Here is a 19948-nt window from a genome sequence, read left to right on the forward strand (position 1 = left end):
GTTAATAAAATAAAACCATATATTTTTTATGCCTTTTATTTTATGAAAACCGAACTTCTCTCTCCCGCAGGTTCACTTAAAAACATGCGCTATGCATTTGCCTATGGTGCAGATGCCGTATATGCAGGACAACCACGTTATAGCTTACGTGTACGTAATAATGCTTTTGACCATGACAATTTAAAAATCGGAATTGATGAAGCCCACGCTTTGGGTAAAAAGTTTTATGTTGTGGTGAATATCCAGCCACATAATAGCAAATTAAAAAACTTTATTCGTGATCTTGAGCCGATTGTGGCTATGCAGCCAGATGCTTTGATTATGTCTGATCCCGGCTTAATTATGATGGTACGTGAGCATTTTCCAGAAGTGCAAATTCATCTATCGGTTCAAGCCAACGCTATTAACTGGGCCACTGTTAAATTTTGGAAAGACTACGGCCTAAGCCGTGTAATTTTATCTCGTGAATTATCTTTAGAAGAAATAGAAGAAATCCAGCAACACGTACCAGATATTGAACTCGAAGTTTTTGTACATGGCGCTCTATGCATGGCCTACTCAGGCCGCTGTTTACTTTCTGGATATATGAACAAGCGTGATGCCAACCAAGGTGCTTGTACCAATGCTTGCCGTTGGGACTATAAACTGCATGAAGCTCAAGAAGATTTAAACGGCGATGTAATTCCAGTCACTCAACTAAATACACCAGAAAAGTCTTGCTGCTCATCAGGACAATCAGAAACAACCTCGGTTCAAACTTTACTCGTACAACGTAATGATGAAGAAATGTTTGCTGCCGAAGAAGATGAACACGGCACCTATTTTATGAACTCCAAAGATTTACGTGCGGTACAACATGTAGATCGTTTAACAAAAATGGGCATCGCCTCACTCAAAATTGAAGGCCGTACTAAATCCTATTTTTACTGTGCCCGTACTGCTCAAATTTATCGAAAAGCCATTGATGATGCTTTAGCAGGTAAACCTTTTGACCCAAGCTTAATGACCCAACTCGAAGGGTTGGCAAATCGCGGTTATACCGAAGGCTTTTTAAGACGGCATGTACATAGCGAATATCAAAACTATGCTGATGGATCATCACATTTCGACTACCAACAATTTTGTGGAGAGGTTGTAGAACGTCACGATAATTATATTCGGATTGAAGTTAAAAACCGTTTTGTGGTGGGTGACTCACTTGAGCTGATGACGCCTCAAGGCAATATCACCTTTAACTTAACCGAAATGCGCGATTTAAAAGGCAACCCAATTACAGATGCTAAAGGTTCGGGACATTTTGTTGAAATTCCGCTCTCACAAGATGTTGATATCAGTTATGCCCTACTCATACGCAATTTGCCGCATGCAAAAGAAAGTATTACTGCATCGACATTGGCTTATTCAGCGAGTTAAATATGGCACTTTTAATTACAAATGACTGCATCAATTGTGATATGTGCTTAGCAGAATGCCCCAATACGGCTATTTTTGAAGGCAACAAAGTTTATGAAATCGATCCACTTCGTTGTACAGAATGTGTAGGTTTTTATGATGCACCAACATGTAAGGCGGTTTGTCCAATCGATTGCATTAAACAAGACCCTGCGCATATTGAAAACAAAGAACAATTATTAGAGAAATTTAAAGGCCTGAATTTAATTGGCTCATTCTCTTTTTAAAACCATTTAGAGGATCAAGTTAAAATCGCTGATCCTCTTTTTATGACTATGCTGACCAGCTATTAAATAAACGAAGAAATGGTCTAGAGCATATTGCTAGTGATAAAATCAATTTATCAGTTTAGTTCCATTTACTGGTACTTTTGTACCAAAAAAATTGAACAATCGTTAAAACTGGTCAAACTATATCAACATCTCATGTAGATTGATTAAAACCCTTTCTGGCGCAGCTTCCCATGTCTTATCTTTATTTAGCAATTGCGATTGCTTGTGAAGTTATTGCAACTTCAGCATTAAAAGCATCTCAAGGTTTTACTGTTCCAATTCCGTCTATTATTACGGTTGTGGGTTATGCAGTTGCTTTTTATTTATTATCTCTTACGCTCAAAACAATTCCGATCGGGATTGCCTATGCCATTTGGTCAGGCGCAGGTATTATTTTAATTTCTGCAATTGGCTGGATATTTTACAAACAGCATTTAGACTTAGCTGCCTGCATTGGTTTAGCTTTAATGATCGCAGGCATTGTGATTATTAATGTGTTTTCTAAAAACACCCATCTATAAAATATAATTAAAAAGTACTCCTAGTACCTTTTTGGTCTAGGGTGCTTTCATCTTTAAACTACAATAAACAATAAGTTTAAGTTTTTAATACTCTTGCTTCAGCAATATTATGCTGCTCGACCAAAGTACGAATTGTATATTCATGACCAGTTTCTTTATCACAGGCAAATTCACATTTCTGGTCGAAAGGTAAAGCTGTACCGCCAAGTAATGGACAGCCTGCAAAAAGTTCAGCGACCCAATCTACAAACACTTTTACTTTAAGCGATAAATGACGATTTTGAAGATAAACTGCTGAAATCGGCATCGGCGCTGGCGTCCACTGAGGCAATACCTCTTTTAATAAACCTGATTCTAAATGGTTGGTGAGCATATAACGTGGGCCTTGAATTATACCAAAACCTTGCAAAGCCAAGTCGATATAAGCATCACCGTCATTTACCGAAACACGTCCACGTACTGACACACTTTTAATTAAATCATCAACCACAAAGTCCCAATCGAAGTTGCGTCCGGTACGGCTTGAAAAGAAGTGAATCGCTTTATGATTTTTTTGCAAATCTTCAATTGAGGTAGGTTCGCCATATTTTTCTAAATAAATCGGTGAAGCAGCAGTTGCACACTGGAAAGTTCCGATACGACGCGCAATTAAGCTTGAATCTTTTAATTCACCCACCCGAATTGCACAATCAACCGCTTCTCCAACCAAGTCTACAGGTCGGTCGTTCAGACCAATTACTAAATCAATATCAGGATAGCGTGCATGAAAATCGCGGAGCCTTGGAATTAAAATTAAACGTCCAATCGATACAGGCACATCAATACGAAGCTGACCTCTTGGCCCCCGCTCTGCATCATGAAAAGAAGATTCAATATCGGCAACATCCGCTAAAATACGGGCTGTCCGATCATAATATACGGCGCCATCCGGTGTGAGACTAATTTTTCGTGTTGTCCGATTAAGCAATCGAACTTGCAAATGCTTCTCTAAAGCCTGAATGGTTGTGGTCACAGAAGCACGCGGTAAACCCAAACTATCAGCTGCTAAACTGAAACTATTTGTTTCAACAACTTTGTTGAATACTCTCATGGCATGAAATAGATCCACACGCACACTCCTATTAATGCATTTTCTAGTGCAAACACATCAATTGTTATAAAAATACGAATAGTGTTATCAAATTTAATATATTTATTCGTGATTGACAAACTTTTATGCTCCGTCCATTCCATAAACCCTGTTTCTCCCATACGGACCATAACTAAAAGTCTGAAAACAGGTATCCAAATAACTAGGAGCACCTCATGTCATTTTCCCGCAAACAGTTTGCACTGTCTGCCATCTTTGTCGCTATTTTAGCAACCGGTGGCAGTTTTATGTTGTTACATGAAAATGCCGATGCAAAAGCTGCACCAACCGCTGCCCAACAAGCTGCTACTGTTGATGTAGCCCCAGTAGTAAGCAAAACCATTACCGATTGGCAAGAATATTCCGGTCGTTTAGAAGCAATTGATCAAGTTGATATTCGACCTCAAGTTTCAGGAAAACTCATTGCCGTACATTTCAAAGATGGAAGCCTCGTTAAAAAAGGTGATTTACTTTTCACAATCGACCCTCGTCCTTTTGAAGCAGAACTGAACCGTGCAAAAGCCCAGCTTGCTTCAGCTGAAGCACAGGTAACATATACCGCAAGCAATCTTTCGCGTATTCAACGTCTCATTCAGAGTAATGCTGTTTCTCGCCAAGAACTGGATTTAGCCGAAAATGATGCACGTTCAGCCAATGCTAACCTGCAAGCCGCTAGAGCTGCTGTCCAATCTGCACGTTTAAATCTGGAATACACCCGTATTACTGCACCAGTCAGCGGCCGGATTTCACGAGCTGAAGTCACCGTTGGTAATGTAGTTTCTGCAGGTAACGGCGCACAGGTTTTAACAAGTTTAGTGTCTGTATCACGCCTATACGCATCTTTCGATGTTGATGAACAAACTTACCTGAAATATATCAGTAATCAGCGCAATTCTTCGCAAGTACCTGTCTATATGGGACTTGCCAATGAAACAGGCTTTACTCGCGAAGGTACAATCAACTCAATCGATAACAACCTGAATACAACCTCAGGTACGATTCGTGTTCGCGCAACTTTTGACAATCCAAACGGCGTTTTATTACCGGGCCTATATGCACGAATTCGTTTAGGTGGAGGCCAACCTCGACCAGCGATTCTGATTAGTCCAACCGCGGTTGGTGTCGACCAAGATAAACGTTTTGTCGTAGTAGTTGATGCGAAAAATCAAACTGCTTATCGCGAAGTAAAACTCGGTGCCCAACAAGATGGCTTGCAAATCGTAAATAGCGGATTACAAGCGGGTGATCGTATTGTAGTGAATGGTTTACAGCGAATTCGTCCAGGTGACCCTGTTACACCGCATCTCGTTCCTATGCCAAATTCACAAATCACTGCTAACGCTACTCCTCAACCTCAGCCAACAGATAAAACATCAACTCCGGCAAAAGGTTAATCACATATGAATATTTCTAAGTTTTTTATTGATCGGCCGATCTTTGCTGGTGTGCTATCAGTCTTGATTTTACTCGCTGGTCTCCTTTCGGTATTTCAGTTACCGATTTCTGAATATCCGGAGGTTGTTCCACCATCTGTGGTGGTACGTGCCCAATATCCGGGTGCAAACCCAAAAGTGATTGCTGAAACGGTTGCTTCTCCGCTCGAAGAGTCAATCAACGGCGTCGAAGACATGCTGTATATGCAATCTCAAGCAAACAGCGACGGTAACCTAACCATTACGGTGAACTTTAAGCTCGGTATCGACCCAGACAAAGCCCAACAATTGGTTCAAAACCGTGTGTCTCAGGCCATGCCCCGTTTACCTGAAGATGTACAGCGCTTAGGTGTAACCACACTAAAAAGCTCACCTACTCTAACTATGGTGGTACATCTGACCTCCCCAGATAATCGCTATGACATGACCTACTTACGTAACTATGCGGTGCTCAACGTGAAAGACCGTTTAGCGCGTTTACAAGGGGTTGGTGAAGTCGGATTATTTGGTTCTGGTGACTACGCGATGCGTGTATGGCTTGACCCGCAAAAAGTAGCACAGCGTAACCTTACAGCCACTGAAATTGTGAATGCAATCCGTGAACAAAACATTCAGGTTGCAGCGGGTACAATCGGTGCATCACCAAGTAATTCACCTTTACAGCTTTCGGTCAATGCTCAAGGTCGTTTAACCACTGAGCAAGAATTTGCCGATATCATTTTAAAAACTGCTCCCGACGGTGCAGTCACCCGATTGGGTGATGTTGCACGTGTTGAACTCGCAGCTTCACAATATGGCTTACGTTCATTACTCGATAATAAACAAGCTGTCGCAATTCCAATTTTCCAAGCTCCGGGTGCGAATGCTTTACAAGTTTCCGATCAAGTGCGTAGCACGATGAAGGAGCTTTCAAAAGATTTCCCATCTTCAATTAAATACGACATTGTTTATGACCCGACTCAATTCGTACGTGCCAGTATTAAAGCCGTCGTTCATACCTTACTTGAAGCAATTGCACTGGTTGTTGTGGTCGTTATTTTATTCTTGCAAACATGGCGTGCCTCAATCATTCCATTGCTTGCCGTACCAGTTTCAATTATTGGTACATTCGCGCTCATGCTCGCTTTTGGTTACTCAATCAATGCGCTATCACTGTTCGGGATGGTACTTGCCATCGGCATTGTCGTCGATGACGCGATTGTGGTCGTCGAAAATGTCGAGAGGAATATTGAAGCAGGCTTAAACCCAAGAGAGGCGACTTACCGTGCCATGCGAGAAGTCAGTGGACCGATTATTGCCATTGCTTTAACACTTGTTGCAGTATTCGTACCTCTTGCCTTTATGACAGGCTTAACAGGGCAATTCTATAAACAATTTGCCATGACCATTGCCATTTCAACGGTTATTTCGGCATTTAACTCGCTTACCCTATCTCCTGCTTTGGCAGCGCTGTTACTTAAAGGACATGATGCTAAACCGGATGCCTTAACACGTATTATGAATCGTGTATTCGGGCGTTTCTTTGCACTGTTTAATCGTGTATTTTCACGCGCTTCTGACCGTTATAGTCAAGGCGTCAGCCGTGTCATTTCCCATAAAGCTTCGGCAATGGGTGTCTATGCAGCACTTCTAGGTTTAACCGTTGGTATTTCCTATATTGTTCCAGGTGGTTTCGTTCCTGCGCAGGACAAACAATATTTAATTAGCTTTGCGCAGCTACCAAACGGCGCGTCATTAGATCGTACCGAAGCGGTGATTCGTAAAATGAGTGATACTGCGCTTAAACAACCTGGTGTAGAAAGTGCAGTTGCCTTTCCCGGCCTATCAATTAACGGTTTCACCAATAGCTCGAGTGCCGGTATTGTCTTTGTGACCTTAAAGCCATTCGATGAACGTAAGGCTAAAGACTTATCTGCAAATGCAATTGCAGGTGCACTCAACCAGAAATATTCAGCTATTCAAGATGCTTATATCGCGGTTTTCCCACCACCACCAGTGATGGGCTTAGGCACGATGGGCGGCTTTAAACTGCAACTTGAAGACCGAGGTGCCTTAGGCTATTCAGCCTTGAACGATGCTGCTCAAAACTTTATGAAAGCAGCACAATCAGCCCCTGAACTTGGTCCAATGTTCTCAAGTTATCAAATTAACGTACCTCAACTCAATGTAGATCTGGACCGTGTAAAAGCTAAACAGCAAGGCGTTGCTGTGACAGATGTTTTCAACACTATGCAGATTTATTTAGGTTCTCAGTACGTTAACGACTTTAACCGCTTTGGACGTGTTTATCAGGTTCGTGCACAAGCCGATGCGCCTTTCCGTGCTAACCCTGAAGATATTTTGCAGCTTAAAACCCGTAATAGTGCCGGACAAATGGTGCCATTATCTTCATTGGTGAATGTAACTCAAACCTATGGTCCTGAAATGGTCGTTCGTTATAACGGTTACACATCAGCAGATATTAACGGCGGCCCTGCACCAGGTTATTCATCTAGCCAAGCAGAAGCTGCGGTTGAACGTATTGCTGCACAAACTCTGCCGCGTGGTATCAAGTTTGAATGGACAGATTTAACTTACCAAAAAATCTTGGCTGGTAATGCAGGACTTTGGGTATTCCCTATTAGCGTATTACTCGTGTTCTTGGTTTTAGCTGCTCAATATGAAAGCTTAACCCTACCATTAGCAGTTATCTTAATTGTACCGATGGGAATCTTAGCGGCTCTGACAGGTGTCTGGCTGACTGCTGGAGATAACAACATCTTTACTCAAATCGGTCTAATGGTACTGGTCGGGCTAGCCTGTAAAAATGCCATCTTAATTGTCGAATTTGCGAGGGAACTTGAAATGCAAGGCGCGACTGCCTTTAAAGCAGCCGTTGAAGCAAGTCGTCTACGTTTACGCCCAATTTTAATGACCTCTATTGCATTTATTATGGGTGTAGTACCACTGGTTACTTCAACTGGCGCAGGTTCTGAAATGCGACATGCGATGGGTGTTGCCGTATTCTTCGGCATGATCGGTGTAACATTCTTTGGTTTATTCCTGACTCCTGCCTTTTATGTGCTGATTCGTACCTTGAACAGTAAACATAAATTACATTCAGCAGCCGTTCATGAAGCACCTTTATCTACCCCACACGATCATTAAGGAGGACATTTGGTGATTACATCAAAACAAAACTGGTTGTTGTCCTCACTCATGGGAAGCCTGCTCCTTGCAGGCTGCTCATTGGCCCCAGAATATCAACCTGCAAAAGTTATAGTGCCAGTCAAATTCAAAGAATCTGACCCCAAACTTGAAGATAATAACTGGAAGATTGCCCAACCTGCTGATCAGCAAACTCGTGGTGAATGGTGGCGCATTTACAATGATGCTCAACTGAATGAACTTGAACAGCAAGCTATCGCAGGCAACCAGAACCTAAAAGCGGTGGCAGCAAATATTCAGGCTTCACGTGCACTACGTTCGGCAGCTCAAGCTGAACGCTTACCAAGTATTGATGCCGGATTTGGGCCAACCCGCCAAAAGCCGTCTCCGGCTTCACTCGGTTTAGATGACAATGCACATACTTCGGCTCAAACCTTATGGCGAGCTCAAGCCAATGTTTCATATGAGCTCGATTTATTTGGTCGTGTAGCAAGTAGTGTCAACGCAGCAACAGCGGATCTACAGCAACAAGAGGCACTATATCAGTCGGCACTTTTAGCTCTACAAGCGGATGTAGCTCAAGGTTATTTTCTGATACGTCAACTTGATACCGAACAAGCAATTTATAACCGTACAATCAAATTATTAGGTGAAACACGAGATTTAATGCAGCTTCGTTTTAAAAACGGACTGGTCAGTGAATTAGATGTTTCTCGTGCACAAACCGAACTTGCTACCGCACAAACCACTGCCCTAAATATTGCTCGTAACAGAGCCAGTGCAGAACATGCGCTTGCAGTCTTATTAGGAAAACCACCAGCAGACTTTAACTTGGCAGTTCAACCTTTAACTGCAAATAGTATCCGTCTCCCTGCCGGTTTGCCGTCAACTTTACTTGAAAGACGACCCGATATTGCGGCTGCAGAGCGTGCAATGGCAGCAGATAATGCGCGTATTGGAATTGCTCGTGCAGCATTTTTCCCAAAACTCAGTCTTACAGGAGCTTTAGGTTATGAATCTTCAAGTTTAAGCGAGTTGGGCAAATGGTCGAGTCGGACTTTTTTACTAGGACCTGTCGCCGGTACTATTTTGTCGTTACCTTTATTTGATGGTGGACAACGTAAAGCAGGCGTTGCTCAAGCAAGAGCGGCTTATGAGGAAAGCGTCGCCAACTATAGACAAACTGTACTAAATGCATTTCGCGAAGTTGAAAATGGTTTATCTGATCAAAGAATTCTCGATCAGCAAATTCAGGCTCAAAACCAAGCACTCTCCTCTTCTCGTCATGCCAATCAACTTTCTCATTTACGTTATCGAGAAGGTGCTATTAGCTATCTTGATGTAATTGATTCTGACCGCACTATTTTGCAACAAGAACAATTAGCAGCTCAGCTGAAAGGTAGCCAAATCATTGCAAGCATCAATTTAATCCGTGCTTTAGGGGGCGGTTGGAGTAGTTAATAAAAAAAGCGCCTTACGGCGCTTTTTTTATATACACAAATTATTTTGCATATACAGGGAATTTTGCACAGACAGCTTCAACTTTTGCTTTTACATCAGCAATAACTTTTTCGTCACCTTTGCTGTCAATCACGTCAGCGATCCAACCAGCAAGTTCACGAACTTCAGCTTCACCAAAACCACGAGTTGTTACTGCCGGAGTACCGATACGGATACCAGAAGTCACAAATGGAGAACGTGGGTCATTTGGAACTGAATTTTTGTTCACAGTAATGTGAGCAGCACCTAACCAAGCGTCTGCATCTTTACCAGTTACGTCTTGTTTGATTAAAGATAACAAGAATAAGTGGTTGTCTGTACCACCAGAAACAACATCATAACCACGAGCGATGAATACTTCAGCCATTGCTTGAGCATTTTTCACAACTTGTTGTTGGTAAGCTTTAAAGTCGTCAGACATTGCTTCTTTGAAGCAGATTGCTTTAGCAGCAATCGCATGCATTAATGGACCACCTTGGTTACCAGGGAATACAGCTGATTGAAGTTTTTTCTCGATTTCTTCATTCGCTTTCGCAAGGATTAAACCAGAACGTGGACCACGAAGTGTTTTGTGAGTCGTCGTTGTTGTTACGTCAGCAATTTGAACTGGGTTTGGATATACACCAGCAGCAACAAGACCAGCAACGTGAGCCATATCAACAAAAAGGTAAGCACCAACTTTGTCCGCGATGTCACGGAAACGTTGCCAATCTACAACACGGCTATAAGCAGAGAAACCAGCAACGATCATACGTGGCTTGTGTTCCAATGCTAAACGTTCAACTTCTTCGTAATCAATCTCACCAGTTTCAGCATTTAGACCATACTGAACAGCGTTATACGTTTTACCAGAGAAGCTTACTTTTGCACCGTGAGTCAAGTGACCACCGTGAGCCAAGCTCATACCTAAAACTGTATCGCCCGGGTTAAGAAGCGCTAAATAAACAGCAGAGTTAGCTTGTGAGCCAGCGTGTGGTTGAACGTTTGCGTAATCTGCACCAAAAAGTTCTTTAGCACGGTCAATCGCCATTTGCTCAATAACATCTACAAATTCGCAACCGCCATAATAGCGTTTGCCAGGATAACCTTCTGCGTATTTGTTCGTAAGTTTTGATCCTTGCGCTTCCATTACCGCAGGAGAGCAATAGTTTTCAGATGCAATTAACTCGATATGTGCTTCTTGACGCTCATCTTCAGAAGCAATTGCTTGAGCTAATTCTGGATCAAATTCAGAAATGGAAATATTGGCAAACATTAGCGGGGGTCCTATAAATTAGGGCTTTTAAGCCGTGCTAAGATTGCGGCATATTGTAGCATGAACTTTATAATTAAACAGAATGAAGTTAGCTCAGTTTTAAATAAAAATGGCTCAAGTTTTATAAAAAATGAGCCATTGTTTATAAATCAATTAAAAAGCTGATTTAAAGCTTATATTTTAAATTTATCCATCGTTAATTTTAGCTTATAACAATATTAAAAAGTCTTTAAATATCAAAAACTCTATTGAGCTGATAGTAAAGTCTGAACATTTCCAACAATATTATCTACATTACTACTCATTGCCGTCCCATGATCCCAGTTACCCGTCACATAATTATTAATTTTAGTGCCTGCAGCAGTGGCATTAGATATCAATAGATCAGTTGCCAATTTAGGTACTGTAGGATCAGCTATCCCTTGATAAATGATGATTGGAGTAGTAACTTTTACTTGTAACGGCTGCGAATCTTTATCTAAAAATGTTTTAACTAACGGTACAGCCATAAAGTTAGGTTGTGTACGTGTAAAGCCATCTAGTGTCCCATTATGGTCTTTAGCATAATTACTCATACCTTCATAAAAGGCTCCATACAATGGTCCAGAACAAAGGTTTTCTGCTTGGGCAGCAATACTTGAAATTTGTGAAGTAAATACTTGTCCATAATCAAAGCTCGGCTGTGTGTTGCGAATACCAGCTGTAACCAAAGCTGTATATGTATCAAGCTGTGCATAGATTCCAATTTTAATGTCTATAGGTGCATTCGCAACTTGTGCCTCTCCATCTACTAAAATACTTCCCAAATTAGAAGCAGGTGCTACAGCTACAGTACCTTTATAGTCTAGTTGTGCACGGCTCGCATACTGTGCAGCTCCTAATGCAGCATGCCCACCTTGAGAATGGCCCACAGTGACCCATTTTTTCGAAGTTAATAAATTACGTTGCGATAAATAGTTACGCGCTGCAACCACAGCATCGGTAATTGAAAAAGCCTCACTTTTAACATTTAAAAAAGGATGTATACCAGGGGTACCCAAACCTTCATAATCAGGTGCCACAACAACATAACCTGCTGCTAATAATTTACTAATTAAATCTTTTGTACTGTCTGCTAAAGCTGCTTTACTTGGTGCACATACATCTGCCACACCCGTAGTGCCATGCGCCCAGACTACAATGGGCCAACCGCCGACTGGTGGTGGAGTGTTTGGTGTAAACACTAGACTTGTTGCCTGCACTTCTTGTCCACTTTGACCTAACATTTTATAAGTTAAAATACTACTTTCTGCGGCAACTGATCCTAAGTTAGTACTTGTATAGGCTTCAACTTTAACCACTGGATTTTGAATATTATTGGTTGGAGTTCCGGATGGATTAGTAGTAGCTGGGCCATCATCACTACTCCCTCCTCCACAAGCGACTAAAAATAAACTCGTACTAAGAACGCTCGTCATTAATAGTTTCATTTTCATTGGCATATCTTCCCTTAAATTCCATTTTTGTTGTGCTTTAGTTTTTTAATCAACATTCTCTAATGTCTTAAAAACAATTACGCCTAATCTTAATTTTCCGCAAGTTCTATTCGACAAAATCAATCCCTGAAAATTTCTATTTTTAATATAAATTGTCGTTCTCACCACTTTCAGCCTCACTTCAGGTTTTAAAGTGCGAGGCCAACTGTTAACATTCTTGATTACTCGTAATTGTTTAAAGGGCCGGATATGCAAGCCATTATTTTAGATACAGAAACACATACACTAAATGGTTTGCCTATTGAAATTGCATATGCCCCAATTGAAATTAATGCAGGCAAGCTCACCTTAGATAAAAGCAAATTGTTTGATCAACTTTATCAAGTTGGGACCCCTATCTCTTACGCGGCTATGGCAGTACACCATATACTAGAATCAGATTTAGAAAATCAGCCCCACTATAAAACTTTTAAATTGCCAGACACTACAACTTATATTATTGGCCACAATATTGATTATGATATTGCCGCGATTGCACGTTGCGGTGTAGATGTTTCTCATATCAAACCGATTTGTACGCTAGCTTTAGCACGTAAAACCTGGCCTGATGCAGAAGCGCATAATATCTCAGCACTGATCTATATGATTTCTCAAGGCAGTAGTAAAGCTCGAGAATTACTCAAAGGCGCGCACCGTGCCGATGCGGATATTATTTTAACTGCCAATATCTTGATGCATATTGTCTATCATTTAAATATTCAAGACATTGAAGAGTTGTACCGAGTTTCTGAAGAAGCACGTATTCCCACAACAATTAACTTTGGCAAGCATAAAGGTACAGCTATTGCTGAACTCCCTAAAGACTATATTCAATGGCTATTGCGCCAAGACGAGCTGGACGTTTACCTACGTAAAGCATTAGAAAGTGCATTTTAACGGCCTAAATAGATGATATTCATAAATTCTTCATCATATTGTCATTTTTGAGTTTTATCGTTAGCCCCATTTATATTTTATTAAGAACAGTACTGTTTGATAGAAAAAATCAAACAGGCTGCTTCATTTTTATATTGGGGAAAAATGATGGCTGGTTTTTATCGAACCAATTTGGGAAGAGTCGCGCTTCAACAACGTAATATTGCTTTAAATGCCAAACAAAGACGTTTACTTCTATTAATTGATCATGAAGATTTTCAAAGTCTCAATACCGAGTTTAAAAAACGCATTGCTCCACCAGAACTCATTCAACAACTTATTGACTTAAAGCTTATTGCCCCTATTAGTGAAAACGATTCAGAATTTACTGAACAAATAGCTCTCTCAGTATCCCCTACCACGAGTTTAGAAGTAAAAGCGCAACAAAAAAGCACCATAGATGAAAATGAAAGTGCCGATTTGACTGGAGAAATTAAAGTTTCTCTAGAACCATCATGCCATTCTTCAAATATTGAAAATACTCAGCCACCAATTCCTGTTCAACAACTTACTTTTGAAGAAATACAACTATTAATGAAACAAAGCTTAAGCCAATACTGTGGGCTTATGGCCAAACCACTTATTCAAAAAATAGAACAAATTAAAAATCTTCAAGAACTAAAAATGTGCCAAATGCAATGGATTACCAGTTTGCAAGAGTCAAGGATTCCCCCTCATGAGCTGGCGCATACGCTTCACTCTATTAATTATTCAATTCAGCTCATTCAGCAAAAGAACTAAAACATAACAAGCTGCTGTTTAATTAAGCATTAAATTCACTTGGTACGTATTTCGTGCTTTACCTGCAAGTGTTTTTTTCCTATGATGTGCCCCACACATGCGCTCGTAGCTCAGTTGGATAGAGTACAGGTTTCCGAAGCCTGGGGTCGTGGGTTCGATCCCCGCCGAGCGCACCATTTTATATATAATAACTTCATAAATTTATCTCAATTTTATAAAATTCCGACTATTTTACTTGGTTTATTAATCATTATCGCTCAAAATATACCCCTCTTTCATAATGTGAGAATTTCATGACTGATGCTTTGGTTTTAAGAGATTTGTCCAAAACATATCGTAATGGTTTTCAGGCGTTAAAAGGTATTAACCTCACTGTGCCTGAAGGTGAATTTTATGCGTTGTTAGGTCCAAATGGCGCCGGCAAATCAACAACCATTGGTATTATCAGCTCCCTCACGAAAAAGACCTCAGGAACAGTTGAGATTTTTGGACATAATCTCGACACTCATCCATCCTTGGCAAAACAGCAGCTTGGCGTTGTCCCTCAGGAATTTAACTTTGGGCAGTTTGAAAAAGCATTTGATATTTTAGTAACGCAAGCTGGTTATTACGGTATCCATAGAAAGATTGCAGAAAAGCGCGCAGAACATTATTTAGAAAAACTGGGCCTATGGGAAAAACGTAATATACAAGCACGCATGCTGTCGGGTGGTATGAAACGCCGTCTTATGATTGCCCGTGCCATGATGCATGAGCCTAAACTTCTTATTTTAGATGAGCCTACTGCAGGTGTAGATATTGAGTTACGCCGTTCTATGTGGGATTTTCTGACTGAAATGAACGAAAACGGTACTTCTATTATTTTAACGACACATTATCTCGAAGAAGCAGAAATGTTGTGTCGTCAAATTGCCATCATTGACCGTGGTGTCATTAAAGAAGATACCAGCATGAAAAGTTTCTTAAACCAGCTGAGTGAAGAGTCTTTTATTTTTGATTTGGCTGAACCTATTGCCCCACTCCAGCTCAATATTATTGGTGTGAAGTTCAATTTAATTGATAGTAGTACTTTAGAAGTAACAATGGATAAAGCACATACATTAAATGATTTATTCCAACTTTTAGAGTCACAAGGTATTCGTGTTCGCAGCATGCGAAATAAATCGAATCGTCTTGAAGAGCTATTTGTCAAAATGGTCGAGAAAAATCTTGAAGGAGCGGCAAAATGAACTTTAACCAACTGCAAATTGCCCTCTGGACTCTAGTTCGTAAAGAAGTACGCCGATTTCTACGCATTTGGCCACAAACCTTATTACCACCTGCAATTACCATGAGTTTGTACTTTGTCATTTTCGGTAATTTAGTTGGCTCACGTATTGGTGAAATGGGTGGCGTAAGTTACATGCAATTTATTGTACCTGGCCTCATCATGATGGCTGTCATTACCAACAGTTATGCCAATGTATCATCGAGTTTCTTTAGTGTGAAATTTCAAAAAAGCATTGAAGAGCTGATTATGAGCCCTGTACCTCTGCATATTATTTTGTGGGGCTATGTTATTGGTGGTATTTGTCGAGGTGTCTTGGTTGGTGCAATCGTTACCGCGATGAGTATGTTTTTTACTGATCTTTTTATCCATAACTGGTTCGTAACTATATATACAGTATTAATTACATCCGTTTTATTTTCTTTAGGCGGTTTTATTAATGCAGTCTACGCAAAATCATTTGATGATATTTCTATTATTCCAACATTTGTACTTACTCCACTTACCTATTTAGGTGGTGTGTTTTATGCCATTAGTGCACTTGGTCCTTTTTGGCAAAAACTTTCTTTAATTAATCCTATTGTTTATATGGTAAATGCTTTCCGTTTCGGCATTTTAGGTCATAGTGACGTGAACGTTTCGTTCTCTTTAATCATTGTGACATTATGCTGTGCTGTACTTTACGGAATTGCTTATTATTTACTTGCTCGTGGTTCAGGAATGCGTGAATGAGTGTCGAACAGTCTTTATTGGGTAAAGAAACCCAATATCCAACTAGCTATCAACCCGATGTGTTATTTCCAATTGCACGTGCTCAATCTCGTGAAAAATATGCTCATATCGAAGGTATAACCCAAGGTAAAGATTGGTGGCACGTTTTCGAAATTTCTTGGTTGAATGCTCACGGTATTCCACAGGTTGCTATCGGCAGAATTACACTGCCAGCTTCTTCACCGAATTTGATTGAATCAAAGTCATTAAAACTTTATTTCAATAGTCTTAACTTCACTCAGTTTGACTCTACACAGTCATTCATTGAAACAGTTGAAAAAGATCTATCTGCTGCGGCAGGTGCAAAAGTTGAATTAACCCTATTTCAAGTAGATGATTTAGAGATTTCTAAACCTCAAGGGATCTGTATTGATGATCTTATGCCAGAGCGTTTAGAACAACATCCTGATGCTACTCTCTTAAAACTTGATGAGTCAGATGAAGAAATCGAAGTTGAACTGTATTCTCATCTTTTGAGAAGTAACTGCCCAGTCACGGGTCAACCGGATTGGGGGACAGTTTTTATTCGTTTTAAGGGCAAAAAACCTTGTTATCGTAGTCTTTTAGCCTATATTATTTCGTACCGTCAGCATAACGGTTTCCACGAACAATGTGTCGAACAAATCTTTGCCGATATTTGGCAAAATTTGCAACCTGAAAAGCTGATGGTTTATGCAACTTATACTCGCCGCGGTGGACTTGATATCAATCCTTGCCGAGTATCGGATCTTACATGGATGCCAAAACCGATTCGATTGGCACGACAATAAAACGAATAATTTGAGGATACACCATGCCGTTTTTTGGTTTTACCCCTTCTGAAGGCTTATTGAACGATATACAGACTGGAATTGCGAATAAAAATTCTAGTCAACCGTTATATCCACTTCGAGACAAAATCGCTTTACAACTTAATGAGGAAATTATTGAAAATGTACTTACTCAGTTAGTACAACATTTCCCAGCGAGTGAAAAAAGAGATACTGCCGAAAAACTAGCTGGTTATGTCAAATCAACAGTTGCTGTGCTTTTAAAGCAATTACTCAGCAAAGCGCCAAACGATGTGGTTAAACAGTCAGTTGAGTTTTCAGAGAAAAGCTTATTTAAAGATCCGCAAGGCCAATATAAAGTTGGCGTAGCTTTAGATGCTGGCCTAGTTACCAACTTGAAGCATAATTTTGCCGAGCTTCAAGCGGGTAATGATATTAATAAAGCAGCATTAGCAGAACTATATAAACAGTTCGGTGATGCTATGGTGAGACATTTTATGTCTGACTTTAATAAAACATTAGATTTAGGCATGATTAAGCGTAAAGCAGCCGATATTGGCGCTGCTGCTGTAACTAAAGCAGTTCATATTGCGATCGACAAACTCATTCCAAGTTTAAATCGCACTGAACTAAAAGCGATGGCTGAATATCATGATGGACTATTCTTTAACTAATAAAAAATAGTCTATCGGAAACCTGGTGAGAGCCAGGTTTTTTTATTGCAAAATATTGATATACATTGTCATAAATCAAGTTTATGTTAGCATGCGCCAAGCACTGATTGACCTTTAGTTAAAGCCGCATGTCTCCTAGTCCACAATATAAATTTTTACGCCAAGCTCCTCGAGATGGCCTTAGTACTGCCATGCAACCTTCACGCTGGCAGCAGCTTCATATTGACCCTTGGTTATGCCTATTTTTATTCCTAAATGCATTGTTAGGTTTAACGGTACTTTATAGTGCATCTGCACAAGATGTGGGACTCGTCAGTAAACAGGCCATGAGCTTTGGTATCGGCTTTCTGGTCATGATTAGCCTAGCGCAAATTCCACCCAAGGTTTATCAAGCTTTTTCACCTTATTTTTATTTATTTGGCCTGTTTTCCTTAATTGGCGTTATGGTTTTTGGTGAAGTTCGCATGGGTGCGCAGCGATGGATCGATATTCCAGGGTTCGGGAGTGTTCAACCCAGCGAATTTATGAAAATTGGCATGCCAATGATGGTTGCATGGTTTTTAGCTCGTAAACCTCTTCCTCCTAGCTTCTCGCAGGTTATTTTGTCTTTAATGTTAATTGGTGTTCCATTTTTACTTATTGCAGAACAGCCTGACCTAGGAACATCACTATTAGTATTAGCAAGTGGGATTTTTGTACTGTTCTTAAGTGGGCTATCTTGGCGCATGATCGGTGCAGCAGCAGCTTGTGCAGCTATTGTGATTCCAATTGCATGGGAATTCCTTTTACACGACTATCAACGTCAACGAGTATTAACGTTGCTTGACCCAGAAGCGGATGCTTTAGGAACAGGCTGGAACATTATTCAGTCCAAAACAGCAATCGGTTCTGGTGGGTTCTCAGGTAAAGGTTTCCTCGAAGGTACTCAATCACATTTACACTTCTTACCAGAAGGCCATACTGACTTTATTATTGCTGCTTACTCAGAAGAATTCGGTTTAATTGGTGTACTTATATTAGTAATTCTTTATTCGGCCATTATTTTTAGAACATTTCAAATCGGTTTACAAAGCTTTCATAATTATGGCCGATTAGTGGCTGGCGCGTTTGGTTTGTCTTTTTTTGTTTATGTATTTGTAAACGCAGGAATGGTCAGTGGTATTTTACCTGTAGTGGGTGTTCCCTTACCTTTTATGAGTTATGGTGGTACCGCTATTATTACTTTAATGGCCACTTTTGGTTTAGTCATGTCTATTCATACACATCGATAATCTGGAATTTAAAAAAGATATGTTGTCTCAATTTGTTAATAAAACTTTAAAAGTGCTTGCCTTGTGTACTGGCCTTATTAGCACAAGTCATTTTGCTCAGGCCAATGATTTTGTAACTCATCCTAACTATTTAAATTTTAAACAAAAAGCCATGAGCACTTATGGCTTAAGCGGTGAACAGGTTGACGCCGCTATGAATGGTGCAAAAAATTTACCAAACATTATAAATATTATGACTCGCCCTGGTGAAAGTAAGCCTTGGTACGACTATCGCTCTATGTTTTTAGTCGAAGGTACTATTCAACGTGGTGTCCGCTTTAAAAACCAATATGCCGATGCTCTCAATCGTGCTGAACAACAATTTGGTGTCTCTCAAGCGGTTATTCTAGGCATTTTAGGTGTTGAAACAGGTTATGGAGCCAATAAAGGCTCGTTTATTACTCGTGATGCACTTGCAACGTTAGCTTTTGGCTACCCACGCCGTGCTGAATATTTTGGCGATGAGTTAGCTGCTCTCATTGCATGGACTTACAAAGAAGGTTATCCAACCAATAGTATTGTAGGTTCTTATGCTGGTGCCATTGGCTTCCCGCAGTTTATGCCAAGCAACATTAGTAAGTACGGGGTCGACTTTGATGGTAATGGTCATATCGACCTACGAAACTCTGCAGAAGATGCGATTGGTTCAATCGCAAATTACTTAGCAAAACAAGGCTGGCAACGCGATCAACCTATTGGTTTTATGGCTCGTTACACAGGTTCAAATCCGGAAAGTATCATTGCTAAAGATTTGACCCAGCCCACTCCGTATGGTGCACTAAAAAATCAAGGGATTTCCCCTTTAAATCCGTTAGTCAAAATTGATGACTTAGATATGGTAAATGTTATTCAATTACAAGACTATAACGGTCCAATTTACTATTTAACCTATCCGAACTTTCAAGTAATTACGACTTATAACAAAAGCCGAATGTATGCGACTGCCGTATGGTTGTTAGGTACAGAAGTAGCTAGCCGATAGGCTAGCTTTTTGATGAGTTTATGTAAAAGTCAATAAATATTTTTGTTAAATCGATCACAATACATACATTTTAAATACCTTGTTACATATTTGGTTATTTTTTAACCTAAAACTGTAAGTTTTTGCCCTTTTTGTAACTATTTCTCGTTAAAGACTAGACACTCTCCGTAAGCGATGAATATTATCCACCCCAATCAAGCAATTGCAAAAGTGAATAATTAGGCATGTTCACTTCAATTTTTAGCTCTTTGGCTAAATGAAAAAGTGCATGTTC

17 protein-coding genes, 1 tRNA gene and 1 pseudogene are annotated in these 19948 nt (G+C 40.2%); 16 read left to right on the forward strand and 3 right to left on the reverse strand.

The window, feature by feature from the left end:
* Positions 1–42 precede the first annotated feature (42 nt).
* The 3 genes from yegQ (at position 43) to abeS (ending at position 2245) form a co-directional block, all read left to right on the forward strand.
* Positions 43–1413, forward strand: a complete 1371-nt coding sequence (gene yegQ, locus KNQ97_RS02980) for a tRNA 5-hydroxyuridine modification protein YegQ (protein WP_253611794.1) — start codon at positions 43–45, stop codon at positions 1411–1413.
* A 2-nt stretch (positions 1414–1415) separates the two neighbouring features.
* Positions 1416–1679: a YfhL family 4Fe-4S dicluster ferredoxin gene (locus KNQ97_RS02985; protein WP_017816360.1), complete on the forward strand. Its 264-nt coding sequence runs from the start codon at positions 1416–1418 to the stop codon at positions 1677–1679.
* Between the two features lie 236 nt (positions 1680–1915).
* The gene (abeS, locus tag KNQ97_RS02990; RefSeq protein WP_000121131.1) at positions 1916–2245 is read left to right on the forward strand and encodes a multidrug efflux SMR transporter AbeS; all 330 of its coding nucleotides are present in this window, start codon (positions 1916–1918) and stop codon (positions 2243–2245) included.
* A 76-nt stretch (positions 2246–2321) separates the two neighbouring features.
* Here abeS and adeL read toward each other — a convergent pair whose 3' ends face one another.
* Positions 2322–3353 (reverse strand): multidrug efflux transcriptional repressor AdeL, encoded by a 1032-nt coding sequence (gene adeL / locus KNQ97_RS02995; RefSeq protein WP_002040670.1) that lies wholly within the window; start codon positions 3351–3353, stop codon positions 2322–2324.
* A gap of 197 nt (positions 3354–3550) precedes the next feature.
* Between adeL and adeF the strand changes: the two genes are divergently transcribed.
* From adeF to adeH, 3 genes are read left to right on the forward strand one after another with little or no spacing between them, the layout of a single operon-like run.
* The gene (gene adeF / locus KNQ97_RS03000; RefSeq protein WP_000010641.1) at positions 3551–4768 is read left to right on the forward strand and encodes a multidrug efflux RND transporter periplasmic adaptor subunit AdeF; all 1218 of its coding nucleotides are present in this window, start codon (positions 3551–3553) and stop codon (positions 4766–4768) included.
* A gap of 6 nt (positions 4769–4774) precedes the next feature.
* A complete protein-coding gene (gene adeG / locus KNQ97_RS03005; RefSeq protein WP_001027061.1) occupies positions 4775–7954 on the forward strand; it encodes a multidrug efflux RND transporter permease subunit AdeG in 3180 nt (1059 codons plus the stop codon).
* 12 nt (positions 7955–7966) lie between these two features.
* Positions 7967–9415: a multidrug efflux RND transporter outer membrane subunit AdeH gene (gene adeH / locus KNQ97_RS03010; protein WP_000633128.1), complete on the forward strand. Its 1449-nt coding sequence runs from the start codon at positions 7967–7969 to the stop codon at positions 9413–9415.
* A 40-nt stretch (positions 9416–9455) separates the two neighbouring features.
* Here the strand turns inward: adeH and glyA are convergent, their stop codons facing one another.
* Entirely contained in the window at positions 9456–10709 is a 1254-nt protein-coding gene (gene glyA, locus KNQ97_RS03015) for a serine hydroxymethyltransferase (RefSeq protein WP_000457893.1), read from the reverse strand.
* 60 nt (positions 10710–10769) lie between these two features.
* Here glyA and KNQ97_RS03020 point away from each other — a divergent pair.
* Positions 10770–10871 (forward strand): annotated as a pseudogene (locus KNQ97_RS03020) (hypothetical protein); the annotation flags it as partial.
* 83 nt (positions 10872–10954) lie between these two features.
* Here the strand turns inward: KNQ97_RS03020 and KNQ97_RS03025 are convergent.
* On the reverse strand, positions 10955–12184 hold the full coding sequence (locus KNQ97_RS03025; protein WP_253611795.1) for an alpha/beta fold hydrolase: 1230 nt from the start codon (positions 12182–12184) through the stop codon (positions 10955–10957).
* A 249-nt stretch (positions 12185–12433) separates the two neighbouring features.
* Between KNQ97_RS03025 and KNQ97_RS03030 the strand changes: the two genes are divergently transcribed.
* The 9 genes from KNQ97_RS03030 (at position 12434) to mltB (ending at position 19674) form a co-directional block, all read left to right on the forward strand.
* Positions 12434–13120, forward strand: coding sequence for a DUF3820 family protein (locus KNQ97_RS03030; protein ID WP_001147935.1), 687 nt, complete (start codon positions 12434–12436; stop codon positions 13118–13120).
* A 144-nt stretch (positions 13121–13264) separates the two neighbouring features.
* Positions 13265–13900, forward strand: coding sequence for a hypothetical protein (locus tag KNQ97_RS03035; RefSeq protein ID WP_253611796.1), 636 nt, complete (start codon positions 13265–13267; stop codon positions 13898–13900).
* A gap of 99 nt (positions 13901–13999) precedes the next feature.
* Positions 14000–14076: transfer RNA gene (locus KNQ97_RS03040), tRNA-Arg, on the forward strand.
* A gap of 117 nt (positions 14077–14193) precedes the next feature.
* A complete protein-coding gene (locus KNQ97_RS03045) occupies positions 14194–15129 on the forward strand; it encodes an ABC transporter ATP-binding protein (RefSeq protein ID WP_000128669.1) in 936 nt (311 codons plus the stop codon).
* Positions 15126–15899, forward strand: coding sequence for an ABC transporter permease (locus KNQ97_RS03050; protein ID WP_001010536.1), 774 nt, complete (start codon positions 15126–15128; stop codon positions 15897–15899). The genes KNQ97_RS03045 and KNQ97_RS03050 overlap by 4 nt, the downstream gene beginning before the upstream one ends.
* Complete coding sequence (queF, locus tag KNQ97_RS03055; protein ID WP_000110165.1) at positions 15896–16708, forward strand: NADPH-dependent 7-cyano-7-deazaguanine reductase QueF; 813 nt, start codon at positions 15896–15898, stop codon at positions 16706–16708. The genes KNQ97_RS03050 and queF overlap by 4 nt, the downstream gene beginning before the upstream one ends.
* Positions 16709–16731: 23 nt before the next feature.
* Positions 16732–17382 carry a hypothetical protein gene (locus tag KNQ97_RS03060; RefSeq protein ID WP_253611797.1) on the forward strand — a complete coding sequence of 217 codons (651 nt, stop codon included), beginning with the start codon at positions 16732–16734 and terminating at the stop codon, positions 17380–17382.
* Positions 17383–17510: 128 nt separating this feature from the next.
* Complete coding sequence (gene rodA / locus KNQ97_RS03065) at positions 17511–18653, forward strand: rod shape-determining protein RodA (protein WP_000075224.1); 1143 nt, start codon at positions 17511–17513, stop codon at positions 18651–18653.
* 19 nt (positions 18654–18672) lie between these two features.
* Positions 18673–19674: a lytic murein transglycosylase B gene (mltB, locus tag KNQ97_RS03070; RefSeq protein ID WP_000951088.1), complete on the forward strand. Its 1002-nt coding sequence runs from the start codon at positions 18673–18675 to the stop codon at positions 19672–19674.
* Positions 19675–19948: the final 274 nt, after the last annotated feature.

Origin of the sequence: Acinetobacter sp. UC24323 (assembly GCF_024151445.1) — a bacterium.
GTDB classification, from domain to species: domain Bacteria; phylum Pseudomonadota; class Gammaproteobacteria; order Pseudomonadales; family Moraxellaceae; genus Acinetobacter; species Acinetobacter baumannii.

Coding starts and splice junctions, on each gene's coding strand:
- adeG (WP_001027061.1), top strand. CDS start 4,775: ATGAATATTTCTAAGTTTTTTATTGATCGGCCGATCTTTGCTGGTGTG.
- KNQ97_RS03050 (WP_001010536.1), top strand. CDS start 15,126: ATGAACTTTAACCAACTGCAAATTGCCCTCTGGACTCTAGTTCGTAAA.
- adeF (WP_000010641.1), top strand. CDS start 3,551: ATGTCATTTTCCCGCAAACAGTTTGCACTGTCTGCCATCTTTGTCGCT.
- yegQ (WP_253611794.1), top strand. CDS start 43: ATGAAAACCGAACTTCTCTCTCCCGCAGGTTCACTTAAAAACATGCGC.
- KNQ97_RS03045 (WP_000128669.1), top strand. CDS start 14,194: ATGACTGATGCTTTGGTTTTAAGAGATTTGTCCAAAACATATCGTAAT.
- queF (WP_000110165.1), top strand. CDS start 15,896: ATGAGTGTCGAACAGTCTTTATTGGGTAAAGAAACCCAATATCCAACT.
- KNQ97_RS03060 (WP_253611797.1), top strand. CDS start 16,732: ATGCCGTTTTTTGGTTTTACCCCTTCTGAAGGCTTATTGAACGATATA.
- KNQ97_RS03030 (WP_001147935.1), top strand. CDS start 12,434: ATGCAAGCCATTATTTTAGATACAGAAACACATACACTAAATGGTTTG.
- mltB (WP_000951088.1), top strand. CDS start 18,673: ATGTTGTCTCAATTTGTTAATAAAACTTTAAAAGTGCTTGCCTTGTGT.
- KNQ97_RS03035 (WP_253611796.1), top strand. CDS start 13,265: ATGATGGCTGGTTTTTATCGAACCAATTTGGGAAGAGTCGCGCTTCAA.
- rodA (WP_000075224.1), top strand. CDS start 17,511: ATGTCTCCTAGTCCACAATATAAATTTTTACGCCAAGCTCCTCGAGAT.
- glyA (WP_000457893.1), bottom strand. CDS start 10,709: ATGTTTGCCAATATTTCCATTTCTGAATTTGATCCAGAATTAGCTCAA.
- KNQ97_RS02985 (WP_017816360.1), top strand. CDS start 1,416: ATGGCACTTTTAATTACAAATGACTGCATCAATTGTGATATGTGCTTA.
- abeS (WP_000121131.1), top strand. CDS start 1,916: ATGTCTTATCTTTATTTAGCAATTGCGATTGCTTGTGAAGTTATTGCA.
- KNQ97_RS03025 (WP_253611795.1), bottom strand. CDS start 12,184: ATGAAAATGAAACTATTAATGACGAGCGTTCTTAGTACGAGTTTATTT.